At 56.0% G+C, this 21,789-nt stretch carries 15 protein-coding genes and 1 tRNA gene; 6 read left to right on the forward strand and 10 right to left on the reverse strand.

Annotation, left to right across the window (positions count from 1 at the left end; genetic code table 11):
• Window positions 1-18 precede the first annotated feature (18 nt).
• The 6 genes from ACQGQ5_RS02990 to ACQGQ5_RS03015 all read right to left on the reverse strand — a co-directional run bounded on the left by ACQGQ5_RS02990 (window position 19) and on the right by ACQGQ5_RS03015 (window position 8,718).
• Complete coding sequence (locus tag ACQGQ5_RS02990; RefSeq protein WP_455735100.1) at window positions 19-3,783, reverse strand: phosphoribosylformylglycinamidine synthase; 3,765 nt, start codon at window positions 3,781-3,783, stop codon at window positions 19-21.
• Window positions 3,784-3,956: 173 nt separating this feature from the next.
• The gene (locus tag ACQGQ5_RS02995; RefSeq protein WP_455735101.1) at window positions 3,957-5,183 is read right to left on the reverse strand and encodes a DUF1015 domain-containing protein; all 1,227 of its coding nucleotides are present in this window, start codon (window positions 5,181-5,183) and stop codon (window positions 3,957-3,959) included.
• Window positions 5,184-5,274: 91 nt separating this feature from the next.
• Window positions 5,275-6,120, reverse strand: coding sequence for a metal ABC transporter permease (locus ACQGQ5_RS03000; RefSeq protein ID WP_455735102.1), 846 nt, complete (start codon window positions 6,118-6,120; stop codon window positions 5,275-5,277).
• Window positions 6,117-6,860 carry a metal ABC transporter ATP-binding protein gene (locus ACQGQ5_RS03005; RefSeq protein WP_455735103.1) on the reverse strand — a complete coding sequence of 248 codons (744 nt, stop codon included), beginning with the start codon at window positions 6,858-6,860 and terminating at the stop codon, window positions 6,117-6,119. The genes ACQGQ5_RS03000 and ACQGQ5_RS03005 overlap by 4 nt, the downstream gene beginning before the upstream one ends.
• A 12-nt stretch (window positions 6,861-6,872) precedes the next feature.
• Window positions 6,873-7,754 carry a metal ABC transporter substrate-binding protein gene (locus ACQGQ5_RS03010; protein ID WP_455735104.1) on the reverse strand — a complete coding sequence of 294 codons (882 nt, stop codon included), beginning with the start codon at window positions 7,752-7,754 and terminating at the stop codon, window positions 6,873-6,875.
• Between the two features lie 109 nt (window positions 7,755-7,863).
• Window positions 7,864-8,718, reverse strand: a complete 855-nt coding sequence (locus ACQGQ5_RS03015; RefSeq protein ID WP_455735105.1) for a patatin-like phospholipase family protein — start codon at window positions 8,716-8,718, stop codon at window positions 7,864-7,866.
• A 149-nt stretch (window positions 8,719-8,867) separates the two neighbouring features.
• Here ACQGQ5_RS03015 and ACQGQ5_RS03020 point away from each other — a divergent pair.
• Window positions 8,868-8,943: transfer RNA gene (locus ACQGQ5_RS03020), tRNA-Val, on the forward strand.
• A gap of 335 nt (window positions 8,944-9,278) precedes the next feature.
• Here ACQGQ5_RS03020 and ACQGQ5_RS03025 read toward each other — a convergent pair.
• The gene (locus tag ACQGQ5_RS03025; protein WP_455735106.1) at window positions 9,279-9,983 is read right to left on the reverse strand and encodes a TetR/AcrR family transcriptional regulator; all 705 of its coding nucleotides are present in this window, start codon (window positions 9,981-9,983) and stop codon (window positions 9,279-9,281) included.
• Window positions 9,984-10,199: 216 nt separating this feature from the next.
• Here ACQGQ5_RS03025 and ACQGQ5_RS03030 point away from each other — a divergent pair, with 216 nt between their 5' ends.
• The 5 genes from ACQGQ5_RS03030 to ACQGQ5_RS03050 are packed head-to-tail and all read left to right on the forward strand — an operon-like array spanning window position 10,200 to window position 16,927.
• The gene (locus ACQGQ5_RS03030; RefSeq protein ID WP_455735107.1) at window positions 10,200-11,927 is read left to right on the forward strand and encodes an ABC transporter ATP-binding protein; all 1,728 of its coding nucleotides are present in this window, start codon (window positions 10,200-10,202) and stop codon (window positions 11,925-11,927) included.
• Complete coding sequence (locus tag ACQGQ5_RS03035; RefSeq protein WP_455735108.1) at window positions 11,924-13,786, forward strand: ABC transporter ATP-binding protein; 1,863 nt, start codon at window positions 11,924-11,926, stop codon at window positions 13,784-13,786. The genes ACQGQ5_RS03030 and ACQGQ5_RS03035 overlap by 4 nt, the downstream gene beginning before the upstream one ends.
• A 47-nt stretch (window positions 13,787-13,833) precedes the next feature.
• Window positions 13,834-14,466 carry an HlyD family secretion protein gene (locus ACQGQ5_RS03040; RefSeq protein ID WP_455735109.1) on the forward strand — a complete coding sequence of 211 codons (633 nt, stop codon included), beginning with the start codon at window positions 13,834-13,836 and terminating at the stop codon, window positions 14,464-14,466.
• Between the two features lie 19 nt (window positions 14,467-14,485).
• The gene (locus ACQGQ5_RS03045) at window positions 14,486-15,856 is read left to right on the forward strand and encodes an efflux RND transporter periplasmic adaptor subunit (protein WP_455735110.1); all 1,371 of its coding nucleotides are present in this window, start codon (window positions 14,486-14,488) and stop codon (window positions 15,854-15,856) included.
• A gap of 15 nt (window positions 15,857-15,871) precedes the next feature.
• Window positions 15,872-16,927: a hypothetical protein gene (locus ACQGQ5_RS03050; RefSeq protein WP_455735111.1), complete on the forward strand. Its 1,056-nt coding sequence runs from the start codon at window positions 15,872-15,874 to the stop codon at window positions 16,925-16,927.
• Window positions 16,928-17,277: 350 nt separating this feature from the next.
• Here the strand turns inward: ACQGQ5_RS03050 and ACQGQ5_RS03055 are convergent, their stop codons facing one another.
• The 3 genes from ACQGQ5_RS03055 to ACQGQ5_RS03065 form a co-directional block, all read right to left on the reverse strand.
• Entirely contained in the window at window positions 17,278-17,868 is a 591-nt protein-coding gene (locus tag ACQGQ5_RS03055) for an RHS repeat domain-containing protein (RefSeq protein WP_455735112.1), read from the reverse strand.
• A gap of 735 nt (window positions 17,869-18,603) precedes the next feature.
• Window positions 18,604-19,800, reverse strand: a complete 1,197-nt coding sequence (locus ACQGQ5_RS03060; RefSeq protein WP_455735113.1) for an NAD(P)/FAD-dependent oxidoreductase — start codon at window positions 19,798-19,800, stop codon at window positions 18,604-18,606.
• Window positions 19,800-21,509: an FAD-dependent oxidoreductase gene (locus tag ACQGQ5_RS03065; RefSeq protein ID WP_455735114.1), complete on the reverse strand. Its 1,710-nt coding sequence runs from the start codon at window positions 21,507-21,509 to the stop codon at window positions 19,800-19,802. The genes ACQGQ5_RS03060 and ACQGQ5_RS03065 overlap by 1 nt, the downstream gene beginning before the upstream one ends.
• Window positions 21,510-21,789: the final 280 nt, after the last annotated feature.

A 21,789-nucleotide genomic window follows, 5' to 3' on the forward strand; every position in this document is an offset into this window, starting at 1 on the left:
TCTATTCTTTCACCCGTATTACTTGAAGTATTTGACACCTGATTCAAAAATCATCTGGTCCTTCGCTCCGGGAACATTTGCGTACAGGTCTTTTCCTCTGCGCTCGGAATGGGCCATCTTGCCGAGAATGCGCCCGTCCGGGCTGGTGATGCCCTCCACCGCGCAGACCGAGCCGTTCGGGTTCCATTCGATACGGCCGCTGGGGACCCCGTCCGGGGTTCCATACTGGGTCGCGATCTGGCCCCCGGCAATCAGGCGGTCCATGACCGCGCCGCTTGCGACAAAGCGCCCCTCCCCGTGCGAAACCGGCACCGCGAACACATCGCCCGCGTTTACGCCCGCGAACCACGGGGATTTGACGGAGGTCACGCGGGTATACACCATGCGGGAAACGTGGCGGCCAAGAGTGTTGAACGTCAGGGTAGGAGCGTCCTCGCCCGGCTTCGTAATCTCGCCGTACGGCACAAGGCCCAGCTTGATCAGCGCCTGGAACCCGTTGCAGATACCGAGCATCAGACCGTCGCGGTTTTTCAGCAGGTCGCCCACCGCTTCGGCAATCTTCGGATTGCGGAAGGTGGTGGCAATAAACTTTCCGGAGCCGTCCGGCTCGTCGCCGCCGGAAAACCCGCCCGGCAGCATGATGATCTGAGACTGGCGGATCGCCTTTTCCATCCGTTCAATTGTAGCTTCAATATCCGCAGAAGTCAAATTCCGCACAACCAGAATTTCCGGCTGCGCTCCCGCGCGCTCAAAAGCGCGGGCGGTGTCGTACTCGCAGTTGGTTCCCGGGAACACCGGGATAAAAACCCGGGGCTTCGCGGCCCTGATCGCGGGCGCTTTTGCAAAACGCTCCGTAAAGAGCGGAATCTCCTTCGTAATCGGCTGCTCCGGCGCTTTGTTCGGGAAAATCTTTTCCAGCGTGCCGCACCATGCGGCAACGAGCTCTTCGATCCGGAGCGTTTCGCCGCCCAGAACAATCCGCGGCTCTTCGCTGATTGTTCCCAGAAGAAGCGGATGGAATCTCCCGTCGACCCGGCAATTTTTCGCAAGCTCCACAATCAGCGCGCCGGAAGCGGGAGCAAACAGCGTCTTTTCATCGATCGCCCCTTCACGGAACACAAAGCCCAGCCGATTGCCGAAGCACATCTTCGCGACCGCCGCGGCTGCGCCGCCTTCCTTGACAACGGAAGCGGATACCACCGCGCCGCGATGAATCATATTGTAAATTTCCGCGTAATATTCCTTCAGCTTTTCCCAGTCCGGAAGCAGGGTTTCCGAATTTTCGGGAACCGGGAGCAGGACAACGGAAGCGCCCGGATTTTGAAACGCGGCGGAAACGGTCCCGCTCGCCTTGGTCATGGCGACGGCAAAGCTGACCAGCGTGGGCGGAACGTCCAGCTGCTCAAAGCTGCCGCTCATGCTGTCCTTGCCGCCGATCGCGGGCAACCCCATGCCGAGCTGCGCGCTCAGCGCGCCGAGCAGCGCGGCGGCCGGTTTGCCCCAGCGCTTCGGGTCGGTGTTCAGCCTTTCAAAATATTCCTGAAAGGTCAGCCGGGCTCTCAGCGGGTCCGCACCGACAGCGGCGAGCTTGGACAGGCTCTCCGTGACCGCCCAGGCCGCTCCGTGGAACGGGCTGAACCGCGCGATGCCCGGAAGATACCCGTAGGACATCGCGGTGGCGTCGTCCGTTTCTCCGTGCATGACCGGGACTTTCGCCACCATCGCCTCCTCCGGGGTCAGCTGATATTTTCCGGCAAACGGCATCAGGACGGTCGCTGCGCCGATGCTCGCGTCGAACCGTTCGGCAAGGCCCTTCTGGCTGCAGACCTCAAGCCGGGAAAGGTTCTCTTCAAACGCTCCGGCAAACGGTTTGTTTTTCAGGCATTCCGGCACTAAGCTTCTGTAATACCGCGCCGGGTCCACCGCTTCAATGGTCACGCCGTTTTTCTGGGTCACGCCGTTGGTGTCCAAGAACGCGCGGCTGATGTCCACGATCGTGTCGCCGCGCCACGTCATACGCAGGCGCGGCTCCTTCGTCACAACGGCGACCACCTGCGCGTTGAGGTTTTCTTCGTTCGCCGCCGCAATAAACGCGTCCGCGTCCCGCGGGGCGAGCACGACCGCCATTCTCTCCTGCGATTCGGAAATAGCCAGTTCGGTTCCGTCAAGGCCCTCATATTTTTTAGGAACTTTATTCAAATCGATTCTGAGTCCGTCCGCAAGCTCGCCGATGGCGACGCAGACGCCGCCCGCGCCGAAATCGTTGCAGCGTTTGATTTTCCGGGCGACCTCCGGATCTCGGAAAAGGCGCTGGATTTTGCGCTCGGTCGGCGGGTTGCCCTTCTGCACCTCCGCGCCGCAGACCTCGATGGACTGTTCGGTGTGCGCCTTGCTGGAACCGGTGGCGCCGCCGCAGCCGTCGCGCCCCGTACTGCCGCCCAGCAGCACGATGATATCGCCCTCGTCCGGCACGAACCGCACCACGTTCTCTTTCGGCGACGCGCCGATGACCGCGCCGATTTCCATCCGCTTCGCGACATAACCGGCGTCGTACAGCTCGGTGACCTGACCGGTCGCAAGGCCGATCTGGTTGCCGTAGGAGCTGTAGCCCTGCGCCGCGCCCGTCGTAATTTTCCGGGTCGGCAGCTTGCCCGCCAGCGTGTCCTCAAAGGGGACGCGCGGGTCGCCTGAGCCGGTCACGCGCATCGCCTGATAGACATACGCCCTGCCGGAAAGCGGGTCGCGGATCGCGCCGCCGAGGCAGGTGGCCGCTCCGCCGAACGGCTCGATTTCGGTAGGATGGTTATGGGTCTCGTTTTTAAACTGCACCAGCCATTTTTCTTCTTTCCCGTCAATGGTGACCGGCACCTCAATGGAGCAGGCGTTGATTTCCTCGCTCAGGTCAAGGTCAGGAATCTGCTCCCGCTTTCGCAGAAGCTTCATGCCGATAACCGCCATATCCATCAGGGAGACGGGGCGGTCCGTTTCACCGTACACTTCGGATCGCGCCTCGTAATACGCTTTCAGCGCATCCTCAATCGCACCGCTGACCGCCGACCGCTCAATTGTAATATTTTCCAGCCTTGTGGAAAAAGTGGTGTGGCGGCAGTGGTCGCTCCAGTAGGTATCGATGACGCGCAGCTCGGTCACGCTGGGGTCGCGGTTTTCCTTCCGGAAGTAATCGCGGCAGAACGCCAGGTCTTCAAAGCTCATGGCAAAACCCATGGATTCGTAATAGGCCTTCAGTTCGTTTTCATTCCAACTGATAAAGCCCGTCACGCGAGCGACGTCCGGCGGAACATCCGCTTTCACGTCGAGGGTTTCGGGCTTTGCTAACGAGGCAAGACGGCTTTCCACCGGGTTTACCAGATAGCTCTTGATTTGATTCAGTTCCTCTTCGCTTAAATTGCCCTTTACGGCGATCACGCGTGCGGTAGCCACCTGCGGGCGCTCCCCCTGCGTCAGAAGCTGGATGCACTGCGCGGCGGAATCAGCGCGCTGGTCGTACTGCCCGGGAAGATATTCCATGGCGAACACGGTAAAATCCTCCGGAACCGGAGCCGTTTCGTCATAAACGTCGTCCACATTGGGCTCGGAAAAAATAGTTCCCCTTGCGGCGGAAAATTCTTCTTTAGTAAGTCCGGACACGTCGTACCGGTTCAGCAGCCTGAGTTCCTCGATGGAAGCCAGGCCCAGATTGTCCACAAGGTCGGTTTTGATGTGCTGTGCTTCAACATCGAAGCCGGGTTTCTTTTCCACAAATACTCTGATTACGCCAGACATATTTCCCCCGTTCCGCCGCCTGAAAGCGGCCGATTCAACATACTTTATCCTCAATAGTATCACATTTGTTTTTCATAATAAAGAGGAGATCAAAACATTGACATTTTCCATAAAAAATGATGTTCGGAATGCAAAAAAACCGGCAGGGGACCGCCCCGCCGGCACTTTCGGATTCACTTGATTCTGCGGCACTCCATATAGAAGCGTTTGTCGCAGGCATGCCCCATGGAAAAGGTTTTCCGCGGAAGGGCCCCGTCGACGGCGACCGTTTCAAACAGGCTGCTTTTCTCCATTTTGGGAAGAAAGAAAGCCATTGCGTTGCTGTCCCCGGCACAGAGCTTTTCCGCTACCTCGACGCCGTGTATGTAGTCCATTTTCCCGCCCACGCGCGCAAGGCGCGCGTCCAGAAATTTCTGCAGCGTACCGACCTCTAAATTAGACGGCGGATTCTTTACCCAGATATCCTTTTTCCGTCCGTTCAGCAGGCAGGTGATCCGGTGCCCCTCGCAGGGCACGTCGGAAACGTCGTAGAAACGGTACAGCTCCCGCATCAGCTCCTCCGGATTTGTCTGGAACACCACCCGGTGGATCGGTTCAAACTGCAGGGAATCGTCGTACAGGTTCACGACCTCCACAAGCGCCCAGCGCGCGGGATGAGTTTCCGCTTCCTTTTGGGGCAGCGTCTTTTTCAGCTCCTCATAGCAGGCCTTTGCCGTCGCAAGGGAATGGTTGCCGTCGCCCACGGCAAAAAGCAGGTTGTCGCGGACCGGCAGACGGTCCAGCGCGTCTTCCAGCTTTTCGGCGGCCGCGGGACTCAGGCGGAAGCCGCGGATGCTCCCGCTTCTTTGCATCAGCTTTCCCTCGTACTCCGGGGTCAGCTCGGAAGGATCGATCTTCTCAATCACGCTGCGCCCAGGGTCGTCGATCAGAATCATGATATGCGGCAGTTCCAGCGGCGCGCCGCGGCGGATTTTTACGCGGGGCGGAATCCGTTCCAGCACCGTGCCCTCCGTCGCGCGGATAGGCGTTTTGCTGCCCGCCTCGTACCGGTACTGCTCCAGGTCGAGCGCCATCATGACCCCGCGGCGGAGCTTTCCGTCCGCCAGGGTGCGCTCTACATAGAGGTAGCTGTTCTTAATTTCACGAAAAACGCCGTCCGAAAGGTAGCGTTCCATGGCGGCGTTGATTCCGGCGGCGTACTGCTCCGCGTCGGTCGTTTCCAGATAACATTCGGGGTACACCATATGGTAGGTGGAGGGAGTATCCCCCGCCGCCTTTTTCGCTTCCCGCCAGTACTCCGGCTGGGAAGTATATTGGTCACAGGCGACCACACACCAGTTTTCCGTCGGTACATCCTTCGGCAGCAGGATATCCGCGGGTTTAAAATAAGGGTGCAGCATTCAGAAATCTCCTGTTCTCTTACGAAATTCGGGACATCGCCCATTCAGTAATTAAATAGTAACACATTTCCGACCGTGTTCGCAACCTGTTTCAGGCTTTCTCCCGTGTCCGATTGAGAAAATAGCTGAAAAAGAAGATCGCCGCCGCGATCAGCACGATGGTGCCGCCCGCCGCCGTACCCGTATAGTAGGAGACGATCAGCCCGCTCACGCCGGAAAACAGCGAGATCAGGACGGCGATCAGGTGATAGGAACGCATCCCCTTCGCAAGATTGCGGGCCGAGGCCGCCGGAAGCACCAGCAGGGAATTGATAATCAGCACGCCCACCCATTTGATGGACACGGTTACGATGGCGGCCACAATGACCACAAACAGCTTTTCAACAAAGCGCGTATGGATTCCTTTGCTCGCGGCCAGATCGGCATTGATGCTGGTCAGCAGCAGTTGATTGAAGAACAGGGACCAGATCACGAGCACCGCCAGCAGGATAAAGGCCAGCATGACGATTTCCTCGGGCTGCACCGTTAAAATATCGCCGATGAGATACCCGGAATATTTCGCGAAGCCGCCGGAAGCCGACAGCAGCACGATGCCGAGCGCCAGCCCGGTGGAAGAGAACACCCCGATAATGGTATCCGCGGAGGAGGTGCCGGAATCCATCACGGCCGAGATGCACAGCGCGAACAAAAGCGCGAAGCCCATCATGGAGATCAGATAATTGTCAACGCCCATCAGCACGCCGACGGCGATTCCGGTCAGCGCGGAATGTCCCAGCGCATCCGAGAAAAAGGACATCTTGTTGTTTACGATCATCGTCCCGACCAGCCCGAACAGCGGAGTGATCAGCAAAACGGCGAGCAGCGCGTTCTTCATGTAGTTGAATTCCGTCCACTCAAACGGCAGAAGCAGATCGATCAAGGAATAGATTGCGTTCATGATTTTACACCTCCGGTCAGCTTCAGGCCAAAGGCTTCCCGTACCTCGGGCGTTCTCATCACTTCCCGGACGCTGCCGCTGACCAGAACGGTACGGTCCAGCAGCACGGCGCGCGTCGCGTATTTCTCCACATGGGAAAGGTCGTGGGACACGAGGATGACCGGCATCTGGTGTTCCACCCGCATCGAGGTGACCAGATCGTAAAAGATCTCTATCCCCTTACGGTCCACCGCGGATACCGGTTCATCCAGAAGCAGAAGGTCCGGCTTCGGGTCCAGGGCAAACGCGAGCAGCACACGCTGCATTTCCCCGCCCGAAAGGCTGCCGATCCGTTTATTTAAGAGCGCGGGGCTGCCCCCGACCGCGGCAAGCGTCTGCCGGACCCGGTTCAGCCTTTCTTTGTTATGGCCCAGCCAGACCGGGAACCCGCTCATGTTGGCGCAGAGCATGTCGCCGACCGTAACGGGCATGGAGCGGTCAAATACCAGATTCTGCGGAACATAGCCGATGCGGGGATTGGAAATCCGCTCCCCTCTGGAATTTTGGAACACAACGGTCCCCGTATAGGGAATACGCCCCAGCAGCGCTTTGAGCAGAGTGGTTTTTCCCGCGCCGTTGCGTCCGATCAGCGCCAGAATTTCTCCGTGATGCACATCGAAGGAGACGTCGTGAAGAATCACTCCGTCGCGCTTTCTCACCGTAAGGCCGCGTATCTGTGTGCTGCATTTGCAAGTATCCATGTCATTCCCCTTTTATTTCAGCGCCACTTCGAGTGTTTTCAGGTTGCTCTCCATCGCGTCAAGATAGGCGTCTTTGCTGTTTTCCCCGGTTACCGCCGGATCAAGCGAATATATCTTCGCGCCGCTTTCGTTCGCTACAATGTTGGCGGCGGACTTCGGATACTGCGGCTCCGCAAAGACCGCTTTTACGCCGCTGCCCCGTATCAGCCGGATGGTTTCCGCCAGCTCGCGCGCGCTCGGCTGGCTGTCGGGCTCGCGGTTGACCACGCTCACGATGTTCAGGTCGAATTCTTCGGCAAAATACGGAAAAGCTTCGTGGAAGGTAATGATATCCCTGTTCGTGATACGGCTCAGCCCGCTGTGCATGTCATCGCGCAGTACGCTCAGCTTCGCCATATAGGCCTGCGCATTCTTCCGGTAAGCTTCGGCGTTCTGCGGATCGGCCTGTGCCAGGCCTTTTCCGATGTTGGAAACCTGCCGGATGCAGTTCGAAATAGAAACCCAGATGTGCGGGTTTTCTTCTCCGCCCTCGTCCGTCAGAAGGGAAATCCCCTCGCTCGAATCGATCACCCGTAAATCGGGGAGCCGGGAAGTTACTTTGTTCATAAAGCTTTCCATCCCCGCGCCGTTCATCACAAACACATCCGCCTGCTCTATATTTTTCATGTCCTTCGACTGCAGCTGATAATCGTGCAGGCAGCCCGCCTGCTGCCCCGCCATATTGTCCACCTGTACGCCGGGCACTCCGTCGGTGATGTTCAGGGCCATAATATATAAAGGATAAAAGGATGTCACCACACGGAACCGGACATTCTGCGTTGTCCTTCCGGCGCACCCCGCGGAAAAAAGCAGAATCACGGCCGCCAAAATGACGGCGGCAGCTCGTTTCAGCATTTTGTACGGCCTCCTTAAATGCAAATCATTAGCAATGTATAATATAAACCGATCACCGGTTCGTGTCAAGTGAAAAGGGACGGATAACCCTCCGTCCCTTCATCTTTATTTATGCGCGCGCCATCATAGCACGGATTTCCGGAAGTTTTCTTTCGCAGTCGTTCATTCCCATCTCGTAGATCCCTTTCAGCACCTCCGGGTTCTTCTCATACCGGCCCGTCACGATCGGCCTGCTGGGACGGACGATGACTGCTTTTTCCTCCGCCTCCTGTCTGCGGCAGACCTCCAGCTCATTGTTGTAAACCTCCGCGCGGACCTGCATGGCGTTTACAAAATTCGGGTACTCCCCATATTTTACGCGAAGCACCGAACGCGGAAATTCCGGGCGCGGGTTTTTCCGGTAGGTGCTGTCGCGGGTAAGCACGACCACATTCAGGTTGTTCCCGTCAAAAATAGAGCGCTCGATCGGAATCGGGGTCGCGCAGCCGCCGTCCAGCAGCTCATGTCCCCGGTAGGAAACGATATTGGAAACAAAGGGCAGCGAGCTGGAGGCTTTGACCGCGGTAAAGTCCTCATCCAGATTCGCTTTGTCGAAAAAGACCGTCTGACCGGTTTTCAGATCGGTAGCGCCGATCTTCAGGTCAACCGGAGAGTTGAAAAAGGATTCATAATCAAACGGAAGAAGCGTATGAAAAAGTTCTCCGAAAATAAAGTCGAAGCCAAACAAAGAACCGGTCCGGTTTAAATTTTCCACGCTGATATATCGCTTATCCCCGATATACTGATAAAAAATATCGTAATTCCTGTTCTTCTGCCCGGAAATATAGCTGAGCGCGTTGCAGGCGCCGGCCGAAATGCCGTAGACATTCGGGAACTCGATCCCATGGTTCAAGAAAACTTCCAGCACGCCGCTCGTATACGCCCCACGCATACCGCCGCCCTCCAGTACAAGGCCTATCGGCATAGCAAACACCTCACATCAAAAATATTATGTTCTATTATAGGCTAATCCCCGGTCGAAAACAAGCGAAGGAAATAAAAATGAGGTTTTTTGAAAATTTATATTGATTTTTAGAGCTATTTAAGTTATAATAATCGAGCACTCAAAAAAACGGACGTTTAGCTCAGCTGGTAGAGCATTCGCTTGACGTGCGAAAGGTCATAGATTCGAGTTCTATAACGTCCACCATAAATGATAACAAGGGCATAAAGGATACTTTATGCCCTTGTTATCATTTAAAATCACCTGGCATCCGGAAGGCGGAAACCTTTCTTTTCACTGTTTGGCGAAAAGCGGGTGCTTCCGCTTTTTTATTTTCGCTTCGTCTTTAAGCGATGAATTCCAAAGCTTCTTTACACGGTCGGCAAATAAAAGGCTCTTTGTCAATAGTTGGGGTAACCTAAAAATGGAACAGGAAGAGGAGTGGTGCTAAGCCGCTCCTCTTTTTGTTCCATGACGAAAGATATGCAGGATGCGATTGCGAAAGCGGCGGAAATAAGACACGTTTTTTATGCGATATTCCGTTATCCCTCGCGATGCTGCGGGCGCGGGTGCCCGCAGCATCGGTCCGCCTGCGGTTTTGCGGCGGCTTCCGAATGGAGCAGATCGACAAAGTCGCGTACGCTTTCCTCCGTCGTGGCCCGATAGGACTCGTCTGCTTCCATCAGCGTTTCCATCAGAAAACGAACGTACGTTTCACAATTGAATTTCCCCTGAAAAACAGTCCATATCATACAGGAGGAAACAACGGTCTGCTGCAGCAGGACGATCAGGGCCTTGGCGTCGGCCTGGTTGCGGAACTGGCCGGACTGCTGTCCCCTCTGGACGATGCTGCCCTGCAGCCTGAGCAACTCGGCCATACTGCCGCCGAGGTGAAACGTCCCCATGTCGTCGGTCAGATTTCGTATCACGATCTGGCGCACAATGGAAACGCCGACCGTGGTGATCTGGCTGATAAAGCCCTGAATCGTCAGCCAAAGCTGGTCCACGCAGTTGTCCGCGGTCAGAATCGCCGTGACCTGATCGGGAGAAAGATTCCACGAAAATCGGTAATAGGAGGCCAGCAGATCGTCTTTCGATTTGAAATAGTAGTAAAAGGTGTGCTTGTTGACCCCGCTGGCCCGGCAGATATCGTTCAGCGTGACTGCTTCAAAGGATTTTTCGTAGAAAAGGCGTGTGGCTGTCTCGCGGATCCGCCGTTTCGTCGCGTTGTCGTATTCATCCGGCATGGAAAACGCCCCTTTCTGCTTGACAGTCGATGGAGTACAAGCAACAATTCTCATATTTAATATAGCAAAAGGGCGCGGTTAAAATCAAGGTGAAATATTACCAAAATTAATGATTATGAAACTTAAATTTACAATAACTATACCACTTGAAATGATTATGGTACCGTGGTATCATAACTTTGTTTTTTACCGGATAAGAAAGAGGAGATGCTCCTTATGACAAGGCTGTTGAAATACTGTACCCCCTATGTCGCTCAGATCCTGCTGGTGATCGCGCTTCTGTTCGGCCAGGCGTACTGTGACCTGGCGCTGCCGGATTTTATGTCGGACATTATCAACGACGGCATCGTTTCCGGAAATACCAGGGAAATTTTGAGTATCGGCGCGAAGATGCTGGGCATCTCGCTGCTCAGCGCGCTCTGCAGCATTGCGGTGAGCCTGCTTGCGGCCCGCGTGGCGGCGGGTGTCTGCCGGACGCTCCGCCTGGCCGTGTTTGAAAAGGTCGAGACGTTTTCAAACGCCGAATTTGACCGGTTCTCGACCTCCTCGCTGATCACCCGCACCACCAACGACATCTCCCAAGTGCAGATCCTGATCGTGATGGTGATCCGCATGGTGTTTTACGCGCCGATCCTCGGCACCGGCGGCGTTCTGCGGGCGCTGGCCAAGAGCAGGTCCATGTCGTGGATCATTTTGGTAGCGGTCGTCTGCCTGCTTGGCCTTGTGGCGGTTATGTTCGCGGTGGCGCTGCCCAAATTCCGCGTCGTCCAAAAACTGATCGACCGGCTGAACCTGGTCGTGCGCGAGCACCTGGAGGGGATGCTGGTTATCCGGGCGTTCAGCACCCAGCGGTTTGAGGAAAACCGCTTTGACAAGGCCAACAAAGACCTGACGGATACCAACCTGTTCATCAACCGGATGATGGCGGCCATGATGCCGACCATGATGCTGATTATGAATCTGACCACCGTGCTCATCGTGTGGGTCGGCTCCAAGCAGGTTTCCGCCCTGCATATGCAGGTAGGCGACATGATGGCGTATATGCAGTATGTGATGCAGATCATCATGGCGTTCCTGATGATGGCCATGATGTTTATCATGATTCCCCGCGCGTCGGTTTCCGCCGAGCGGATCGCGGACGTGCTGGAAACCGAGCCCGCCATTATGAACGCGGACGACGTAAAGCCGCTGGAGCGCTGCGGCGGGGTCGTGCGCTACGAGCACGTGTCGTTCCGCTACCCGGGCGCGGAGGAGGAAGTGCTGCACGATATCGATTTTACGGCGCGGCCCGGACAAACGACCGCGTTCATCGGCTCAACCGGCTCCGGAAAATCCACCGTGGTCAATCTGCTCCCGCGCTTTTACGACCCCACGGACGGCAGGATCACGCTGGACGGTGCGGACATCCGGCAGTTTGACATTCACCAGTTGCGCGGCCAGCTCGGGTATGTGCCGCAGAAGGGCGTTTTGTTTTCCGGCACCATTCGGAGCAATGTGGCTTACTCGGACCCGGACGCCTCCGAGGAGGCAATCGGCGACGCCGCGCAGATCGCCCAGGCGATGGAATTCATAGACGCCAAGCCGGAAAAATTCGAAACAAACATTGCGCAGGGCGGCTCCAACGTTTCCGGTGGGCAAAAGCAGCGCCTTTCCATTGCCCGCGCGCTGGTTCAAAAGCCGCAGATCTACATATTCGACGACAGTTTTTCCGCGCTCGACTTCAAGACGGACGCCAATCTGCGCGCGGCGCTGCATGAAAAAACCGGCTGGGCGACCACCCTGATCGTCGCGCAGCGAATTTCCAGCATCATGTACGCCGACCAGATCATTGTGCTTGAAAACGGCAGGATCGCCGGGAAGGGCACGCATCGGGAGCTGATGGAAAACTGCGAGGTTTACCGCGAGATCGCGCTGTCACAGCTGAGTAAGGAGGAGCTTGCATGAGCGAACCAAATCGGGCTCCGCGCCGGCGGGGCGGCGGGATGGGCATGGGCATGGGGCAGGGCGGAGAAAAGGCAAAGGACTTCAAAAAGACCATGCTGCAGCTCCTGCACTATATCGGCACCTACAAGACGCAGATTCTGGCCGTCCTGTTTCTGGCCGCCGGCTCGTCCACGTTCTCCATTCTGGGGCCGAAGCTGATCGGCAAGGTGACCACCAAGCTGTTCGAGGGGCTGATCGCCTACGCCTTCGGCACGGGCCTCCTGACGGATTTCAAATATATTCTGCGCTTTATCCTGATTCTGATCGGGCTGTATGTGCTGTCCGCCGTATTCTCCTATATTCAGGGCTATGTCATGTCCGGCGTTTCCATGAAAATTTCGTACCAGCTCCGAAAGGATATTACGGAAAAAATCAACCGGATGCCCCTGCGCTATTTTGATTCCCGCACCCACGGCGAGGTGCTTTCCCTGGTCACGAACGACGTGGACACCATCTCCCAGACGCTGAACCAGTCGCTGACCCAGCTGATTACTTCCCTTGCCACGCTGGCCGGCGTCCTGGTTATGATGCTGTCCATCTCCTGGGTGATGACGCTGGTCTCCCTTTTGATTCTTCCGCTGTCCGGCGCCCTGCTGATGTCGGTCGTCAAAGTTTCCCAGAAATATTTCCGGCAGCAGCAGGAATACCTCGGCCATATCAACGGGCATGTGGAAGAAAACTATTCCGGGCACAACGTCGTGCAGGTGTTCAACGGGGAATCGAGGGCCGTCGAGACCTTTAAAGAATACAACGAAAAGCTTTACGAATCCGCGTGGAGCTCGCAGTTCCTGTCCGGCATGATGATGCCGGTCATGACCTTTATCGGCAATCTGGGCTATGTGGTCGTCTGTATTCTGGGCGGTTATCTGGCGGTCAAAAAGGCCATCACCGTGGGCGACGTGCAGGCGTTTATCCAGTATGTGCGCCAGTTCACCCAGCCGATCGCGCAGCTGGCCAACATCATGAACACCCTTCAGTCCACCGCGGCCGCCGCGGAGCGCGTTTTTGAATTCCTCGGAGAGGAGGAGGAAACCGCGGAAGCCGAAGTCCCGGCCTCTCCCGACGCCGTCACGGGCATTGTGGAGTTCCGGGACGTGCACTTCGGCTATACCGAGGACAAGATCATTGTCAACGACTTTTCCTGCAAGGTTCACGCGGGCCAGTCCGTCGCCATCGTCGGCCCGACCGGCGCGGGCAAATCGACGGTTATCAAGCTGCTGATGCGTTTTTACGACGTGAACAGCGGCGATATTCTGGTCGACGGGCATTCGATCCGGGAGTATACCCGGCAGGGCCTGCGGAGCGTGTTCGGCATGGTGCTTCAGGATACCTGGCTGTACAACGCCAGCATCATGGACAATATCCGCTACGGCTCCTTCGACAAAACCGACGAGCAGGTGATCGCGGCGGCCAGAACGGCGCACTGCGACGAATTCATCCGCGCGCTGCCGGACGGTTACCATATGCTGCTGAACGAGGAGGCGTCGAATCTGTCCCAGGGCCAGAAGCAGCTTCTGACCATTGCGCGCACGGTGCTTTCGGACCCGAAAATCCTCATCCTTGACGAGGCGACCAGCTCGGTCGACACCCGCACGGAGGTCATGATCCAGAAAGCGATGGACGCGCTGATGCAGAACCGCACCAGCTTTGTGATCGCGCACCGGCTGTCCACCATCCGCGGCGCGGACCTCATCCTTGTGATGAAGGACGGCGATATCGTCGAGCAGGGCAATCATGAGCAGCTGCTCGCAAAAGGCGGTTTCTACGCCGGCCTTTACCAGTCTCAGTTTGAAAACGGAGGCGATCAGGAGTCGGTGTGATTTTTCAGCGGGTAAACACAGAACGAAAGGGAAAGAGGTACCCATACATGAAAAAATATAAAAAAGTATTGATTGCCCTGCTTTTCATCGTAGTGATCGGGGTCTGCGCCGGGGGATTCTACTATTTTTCCTCCAACGCCAACACGCTCAAAACGGACAATGCCAGGGTAACGGCAAAAATGTACGCCGTGACCGGTTCCTCCGCGTCAAAGCTGCTGGAGTGGAACGTCTCCAAGGGCGATCTCGTAGTGAAAAACCAGGTGATCGGCCGTCAGGAAACGCTGCCGAACATCTCCTCGCCGGTGGACGGCACGGTGGTCAAGTGCGACGCCGTCGCGGGGGAGAGCGCTTCCCCCGCGACCCAGCTTGCCGTCATCGCCGACACCGACAATATGTACATCGGCGTCAATATTGAGGAAACGCAGATTACCAAGGTGGCCGTGGGGCAAAAGGCGGACGTGACCATCGACGCGTACGGCGACCGGGTATTTTCCGGGCGGGTGACGGAAATTGACTCGGCCACTCAGACCTTCTTTACGAACGGCCTGGCCAGCTTTTCCACCAGCGGGGACTACACCAAGGTCACGCAGCTGATCCCCGTGAAGGTCTCCATCGATAACCCCGACGAGCTTCCCATGCTGTACGGCATGAACTGTGAAGTCAAAATCCATCTGCACTGATTCAGGAGGGAGTCGAACCATGAAAAAAGTGATTTCCGTTTTCCTTTGCGCAGCAATGCTGGTTCTGTCCCTGACCGCCTGCGGCGGTTCGGGCGATAAGCTGAGCGTAACCACCGCCAAGGTGAAAAGCACCGATGTGCCGGCGTCAACCGATTACACCGGAACGGTCCACGCCGCCCAGTCGATGGCCGTAATCACCGGCGTTACCGCCAAGGTGACCTCCGTCGCCGTTGTTCTCGGCCAGCGGGTCGGAGAGGGCGACGTACTTATGCAGCTGGACACCTCCGACGCGGCGCTCGCCCTAAAGCAGGCGCAGGCGGGCCTTGACACCGCCAACGCCAATTTTGAGAAGATTGGCTCATCCGCCGGGAAACAGGCGGCTTTGCAGGCGCAGCAGGCACTTTCCGCCGCGCAGAACGAGCTGCGGGACGCCAACGCCAATTACAGCCTTGTCAAGCAGCAGTTCGACCAGAAAATCGCCGTGGCCCCCGCGCAGGCGGCGTACGACAAGGCAAAGGCCGATTCCGACCGCGCCGCGCTCATGTTTTCCACCGGCGCGGCAAGCCAGTATGACGTCAACAGCGCGAAGAACGCGCTGAACGCCGCTTCCGCCCAGCTGGAAAGCGCGAAGGCTTCCGCGCAGAACGCCATGAACGCGGCGGACAGCCGGCGGAAGAACGCGAAGAATTCCCTGAATACCGCTCAGGAAAATTACAGTCTGACGGTTGGTTCCCTCAATCCGGAAAACACCAAGGCGGCGAAGGCCGGCGTGGATTCCGCCGAGGTCGCGGTCGAGATCGCCCAGAAGCGCATCTCCGATTCCACGGTGCGGGCGCCGATTTCCGGCACGGTGGGCGCGGTCAGCATCAAGGCGGGTGACCTTGCCGGTCCGCAGGCCCCGGCTTTCCAGATTGTCGGGGATTCCGGCATGGAGGTGACCGTCGGCGTGACCGAAACGATGATCCGAAAGCTGGCAGTCGGCTCCAAAGCGACCGTTGTGATTTCGGCGACGGGCGAGAAACTGGACGGGAGCGTCACCGAAACGGCGGCCATGGCCGCCGCCCAGACCGGCATGTTCACCGTTAAGGTCGGCGTCAACGCCGCCGACGGACTGAAGGACGGGATGCAGGCGGACGTGAGCTTCTTGGGCGACGGCGATACGGGAACCGTGCTGGTGCCCGCGCGGTCGGTGCAGGAACGGGACGGCAAACAGGTCGTCTTCGCGGCCAGAAACGGCAAAGCCGTACAGGTGGAGGTCACCGTCGGCAAAACGCAGGGCGCTTATGTGGAGGTCAAGGGACTCGGCAAGGACGACGAGGTGCTGGTGCAGGGAGCCAACAAGGCGAAAGACGGCGTCGGCCTGCACATCGTATCCAATACAAATGATTAAAGGAGGCGCGTTACTTTGAAAAAGCGTATTTTACCCTGTTTTCTGATTGTAAGTATGATGATCTGCCTCATGGCGCCGGCGGCGATGGCCGCGACGGACGCGTGGAAGGAGAAAGACGTCGCCTACGGAGACATCGAGGATATGGTGGACGATTGCGTGAATTTCACCGACACCGTCGGTACGCTGCAGCAGTCGCTCGGCACGCTGACCGCCTATGCTGAAGGGCTGAAAACGCAGCTTGGCGGGCTGAGCGAGACCGACCCGTCCTATCCGTCGCTAAAGGCCCAGTTGGATCTGACCAACGCCAGCATCCTGCAGCTCAAGGTGTCAATCGGCACGATCGAGCAGGCGATGGGAGGGAAGGATTCCGCGCGCGAGCAAACGATCATCGCCGCCGAAACCCTCTTTATCACTTATAGCAGCCTGCGCGACCAGGCCAACGCGATGTCCCGGCAGCAGGGTGTGTTCAACACCAATCTGAGCGCGCTGGAAAAGCAGCACAGCGCGGGTTATCTCAGCGACCTCCAGCTGGAGAAAGCCAAGGCGCAGAGCGGTTCTTTGCAGACGGCAATTCAGACGATGCAGTCCCAGCTGACCGCCGTGAAGCGCAGCTTCAACACGCTGCTGGGGCGCGATTACAATCAGTCGCTGAGCCTGCACGCGCTGCCGTTTTCCGAGTTGGACGACATCGGCGACATCAAATTCAGAAGCGATCTTGACGACGCGCTGTCGAACTATGGCGGGGATCTTTCCGGCGCGGGCTTCGAAAATCCCGACTATAATGAGGAAAAGGGCTCCTTTGCCGCCTCGGTCCGCAAGCTGTACGACGCTGTGAACGACAAAAACAGCCAGCTTAGCGCGGAGCAGGCGGTTCTGGCCGCGGAGCAGAAGAGCTATGACGCCTCCAAAAAGCAGTACGACTCGGGCTTGATCTCGCAGCTTGCCTTGAACGGCGCGCAGGATTCTCTGGACGCGGAAACCGCCAAGGTAAAGGCGGCAAAAACGGCCCTGTTCAGCGCCTATGCGCAATATCGGTGGGCGATTGACTACGGCATCGTCAGCGGAAGCTGACTTTTCGCCTTTGAAAAGGCGAAGATAGGCGAATGAACAGTGAACAATTGCTGTGGTCGCCTGCGGGCGGCGCGCCGGCCTGTCCATCCGGCCTAAAGTGTACATCAGAAAAGTGGTGTTTTTCCTTCCTGAGAATCCCGCCTGTTCTGCCGTCCCGCCATCCACAGAGCTTCCCACATCAAAGCCATAGCTTTTCTCAACTGATGCCCGGAAATCCCAGTAGGCGTCCAGACAGTATTCCATGCCTAATTCCTGATTCTGTTCGATACCGATGCCATAGAGATACATTTTCCCCAGCTCGTATTTCGCAAAGGAATGTCCAGCCGCAGCCAACCCTCGTGCCGTCGCTGTCATACACGAACCACAATTACATCGCTGCCGGACTTCTGTGCCATGATGGTGCTGCCGTCAAGGAAATAGGTTGTGGTCGCACCGCCAGCGGCTTTACTGGTGCGGATTCCGTCACTGTTGTAAGTATAACTCAGGTTTGTGTCGTCTGCAACTGCTGTTTTTAACTGACGGCCTTCCCAGGTGAACTCCATGCCGTCGCGGTAATCAAGCGGATTTCCGATATTGTCATAGGAAATGCCCTGACCGTTATAGCTGGTCAACAGATCCTTCCAATCATCATCGCCGTAATCATATGTTTCCGTTCCGTTTTTCAGCGGAGTACCAAGAGTACCGGTTGTGTACGGGTAGGCGATCGCTTCAGTAATATTTCCACCCGCGTCATAACTGTAAGTTGTGCTGGTGCCGGCTTTCTGATCATTTACCCGCACAAGCTGATCCAAATCGTCGTAGTCATAGCTGACAGTATTCCCGTTCTTGTCCTTTATTTTGCTTATATTACCGTTATCGTCGTAAGCATATTGATACTGCGACAGAATAGTCGGGGAATCTTCGCCCAATAAAGATCTTTCATTGGTGTAAGTGTCGATCAAGGTAGTAGTCGCCTTGCTGCCCGGGTCACTAACAAGTAATGTAGTTATCATTGGAATCGTAATACTGCGATGTCCCAATATACGGTTCTTCCGTAAGAAGACTGCCCTCCGCAGAAATAGTTCCCATGTACGTGATGCTGATATTGCCGGAGTTATCGTAAGCGTAGAATTGCCCCGTGCTCGTAGTTGTACCCTCTTTTTTGAGACGTACAGATTTTAATCTGTGAGGATTTCCGCCCTGTTTCAAAGATGCTTCATAGGTATATTCATAATTCTGGTTAAAGTTTGTGGGCGCATGAAAAAGCGACGAACAAGCAGGCTCCGCCGCCTCCGTTGGCACCGGTAGTCTTTACCTAAATGAGCCCTAAAGCAGAGGAAAAACGGCATGTTTTTAACTGCTGGCATAAAAAACATCGGATTTTCGCTCCGATGGCTCTGAATAATATTCTTACAATCGTTTCTTAAAGAGAAAACATACCCGGAGGGATCATGCAGCTATCGCAGAAGCTCTGCGGATGGATTGGACAAAAGCTTTTACAGACCCGTTTACGGGCAGGACGAATTGAACGGCATAGAAACAGCCCCTTGAGAGATGGCCTGAAAAATTGATCCGTCAATCGGACTTTTCAGACACATCTCAAGGGGCTGAACGTGTATTATGTTCTTTTGTGGTTTAATGAAGTCAACGGCTTGCCGTGACGACGGACTCTATTCCAAACCCTGACACTCTATCTGCTAATGCGAAGAGTTAAAGCCTCCGCCGAAAGCCGCGAAAACTTTCCCCAAATCCGGATAGCCGGGGACTTCTTTTGCCGTCTGGATAAACTTAGTGACATTTTCAGAGGTATTTAACATGACTGCCCGCTGCTGCCACTGGGATTCATAAAAATCGCCCTGATCCGCCTGATACAGCCGGTTGTATTCCTGAAGCCTTTCTTTGGACACGTCGCCTTCCGCCAGCGCCTGAGCCAAAACCTGAGCGCCGATCTTGCCCATGGTTACCGCCCACGAGAATCCGCCACCGCCTGAATTCTCGCATCCGTTCCCGGCATCGCCCACCAATATGGCTCCGTTGACCGCATTGTCACCGACTCTGCGGCAAGTCGGGATCTTCCAGCCCTTGATTTCACCGAGCAGCCGGGCTTCGCCCAAACGCTCTTTACCGAGCTTTGTGTTGTCGCGCCACCAGGGGAAGAAATCTTCCAGCCTCATGCCGCTGCTTTGCAAAGACCTCGACGAGATATACACGCCGATATCCGCAACCTTTTTCGCTTCATTCTCGGGAAACACCCACATATAGCCCGCAGGCAGCAGCATTTCATGGGGATAATGAAATTCGACCGTTTTGATATCGATACCACCGACGTTTTCGAAATAACCGCGCGCGGCATAAAAGACCATATCGGGGTCTTCGTTGAATACCCCTACCTGACGCGCCTGCATGGAATGGGAGCCGTTTGCGATCACGACGGCGTCCGCCCTGATGTCCATGCGCTTTCCCCTGTAAAGGCCCCGAACGCCCTTTACATAGCCGCGCTCAATGATCAGGTCGATCACCTCGAAATTCTCCATGAAGTCAACACCGCCGTTGTTAATCGCTCCCCGGCGGAGAATGTCGTCGATCACATAGCGCCTGGTTATGACGCCGCAGTGGCTGGGTGTGGAACTGGCGTCCAGTGTCATATAGTCGTCGTTGCTGTCGCTGAACAGCATTTTGTTAAAGGTGCTTCCCGCTGCCATAGCCTCGTCGTAGATTCCCATCTCTTTGTAGATCTTAAATATGAACGTTGACTGCTCATCGCCGCAGGCTTTATCGCGCGGCCAGGTTTCCTTATCTACCATCAATACGTCAAGCCCGGCCCTGGCAAGATAGAACGCCGCGACAGAACCGCCGGGTCCGGCGCCGATGACAATCACTTGGCGCTTTTCCATTACTGCTCAGCTCCTTTCCCGATCGCATCCATGGTGATGACGTCGCCCACGGGACAAACCGATTTGCAGACGCCGCAGCCGATGCATTTGTCCGTATCAACCTCCTGATAACCGCACTGTAAACAGCGCAGCACTTCTGTATCGATGATATCGGAGGTATACGCTCCTTCGACCTCATCGAAATTCTTCGCGCGTTCGCCCGGGTCCGCGACGGGCATTTCCGGCCGCGTGATCTTGAGCCGCACGGCGGGGTAAATTTTTTCGTTGATATCCGCTTCGTTCAGCTTTCTCAAATCCAGCGGATCCTTGATCGGATGTCCTTCCAGCTTCGCGGCGATCTGCAGCGCCGTTTTTCTGCCGTCGGCCATTGCGTCAACGACCGAGCATTCGGTTCTTTCGACGTCTCCGGCAAAGAATATGTTCTCGTTCCCCTTAAATCCGGACCAAAGACTGTCCCGACCCTGCCCGATGGCGACGATTACCCAATCCGCTTTCAAGGTTTTGGTTTCGGACGGGTCTGTTTTCACAACGAGCTTTCCGTCGCTGCCTTTTCCGAATTTGGTCACCTTCTCAAATTCCACGCCCGTAAGCGTATTGTGGAGACCGGTGAAGCGTTGGGGCGCCCAGCCTTCCAGCAGCGTAACCCCTTCTTCCTCCGCTTCCGCCAGATCCCAGGAATGGCACGGCACGTTTTCATCCATTTCCAGACATACGGCGGTCACCTTTTGCGCGCCGATGCGCACGGCTGTCCGCGCGGAATCGATTGCCACGTTTCCGCCGCCGATGACCACGACTTCCCCGTCAAGCTTGAATTCCTGACCGGGATGGCGCCAGATCTCCTGTCCGTGATTGATCCGTTCCATAAAGTCCAGAGCCGTCATGACGCCCTCTTTTTGCCAGCCGTCAATTTTCAGCTCCTTGGATTTCGGCGCGCCGGTTGCCACGATCACCGCGTCATAGTCTTTTAACAACTCTTCCATCTGGAATTTGCCGATGTGCTCGCCCAGCCTGATTTCCATGCCCGCCTGAACGAGCCGGTCGATATCCTTCGCGATGACTTCGCGCGGCAGACGGAACGGCGGAATCCCCCTGAGCATCATGCCGCCGGCTTCCGCCTCGGAGTCAAATACCGTAACGGGAAACCCTTCCATGGAAAGATAATGCGCGGCGGTCAGCCCCGCTGGGCCCGCGCCGATAACGGCGATCCTCTCTTCATAGATTTCGGGGTATTTTTCGGGGACAAAGTCGATATTGTCCGTTAAGTAACGCTTGGTGGCACGGATCGCGATCGGTTCGTCTACCAAAATACCGCGTTTACAGGCCTGCTCGCAGGGATGGTGGCAGATACGGCCGCAGATTGACGGCAGCGGGCATTTATCCCAGATCAGCTGATACGCCTCGGTGTCCTTCCCGATGCGCACAAGATTGATATAACCCTGCGGGCTGATTCCAAGCGGGCATGCGGTCGTACATGCTTTTTCCGTCGCCAGCGAAACCATCTCGTCGAAGGTTAACGCGGGTTGAGAGGTACAGGACGGGCAAATCCTGCATATGACCCGCTGTTGTTCGGAGATTGCTTCCACGGGGCAGATTGCTCTGCATTTCCCGCAATTTACGCAATTTTTCGGATTGATTTTCGCAACGGCCCGTTTAGGAATGTTGTATTCTTTGCCGCCGACCGATACGATCCTGGTAGTTGCTGTTTCCATTGAACATACACCTCCATACGTTTCATTTGCTCCCATGATAGACATCTGAGGCCGCCGGGAAACGCTGCATCGGATTCACATCCTTTCCTTCTCCCGAAAATGACATTCCGGAAAGAATTGAACAAGATTGTTAATTTGGTAACAATTAAGGGCGTTTTACACATAAATTATGCTTTGCAAGTTTATTATATATGTGTTATACTGAATTTTAAAGAAACAATAACCGGAATACGTTACTTGCTGTAACATATTCCGCAAAATGTTATACGACGCTGACATT

This window comes from Caproiciproducens sp. (assembly GCF_053840905.1).